1 protein-coding gene is annotated in these 710 nt (G+C 64.1%); it reads left to right on the top strand.

Annotation, left to right across the window (positions count from 1 at the left end; translation table 11 throughout):
• Window positions 1–710, top strand: a 710-nt coding sequence (arsB, locus tag DMH03_RS41940) for an ACR3 family arsenite efflux transporter (RefSeq protein WP_125797551.1), incomplete at both ends; no start/stop codon positions are given.

The raw sequence follows: 710 nt of genomic DNA, 5'->3' as shown, positions 1-710 counted from the left end.
CTGCTGCTGATGATGTACCCGGTGCTGGCGAAGGTCCGCTACGACAAGCTCGACACCGTGACCAAGGACAAGCGCACGATGGTGCTTTCCTTGGTGCTGAACTGGATTCTCGGTCCGGCGCTGATGTTCGCGCTGGCGTGGCTGATGTTGCCCGATCTGCCCGAGTACCGGACCGGGCTGATCATCGTCGGTCTCGCCCGCTGCATCGCGATGGTGATCATCTGGAACGACCTCGCCTGCGGTGACCGCGAGGCGGCGGCGGTGCTGGTCGCGCTGAACTCGGTCTTCCAGGTGATCATGTTCGGCGTGCTCGGCTGGTTCTACCTCGACCTGCTTCCGGGATGGCTCGGTCTCGACACCACCAGCGTCGACTTCTCGCCGTGGGAGATCGCGCTCAGCGTCGTCATCTTCCTCGGTATCCCGCTCGCCGCCGGATACCTTTCCCGCCGCATCGGGGAGCGGAGCAAGGGCCGCGACTGGTACGAGGGCAAGTTCCTGCCGAAGATCGGTCCGATCGCGCTCTACGGCCTGTTGTTCACCATCGTGATCCTGTTCGCCCTGCAAGGTGACAACATCACCTCCCGCCCGTTCGACGTCGCCCGGATCGCGCTGCCGCTGCTGGTGTACTTCGCGATCATGTGGGTCGGCGGCTATCTGCTGGGCAAGGCTTCGGGTCTGTCGTACGAGCGCACCACGACACTGGCGTTCAC

Source organism: Amycolatopsis sp. WAC 01376 (assembly GCF_003947415.1).
Taxonomy (GTDB): Bacteria; Actinomycetota; Actinomycetes; order Mycobacteriales; family Pseudonocardiaceae; genus Amycolatopsis.
The sequence above is the reverse complement of the archived record's forward strand: the minus strand, read 5'-3'. Positions and strand labels throughout refer to the sequence as shown.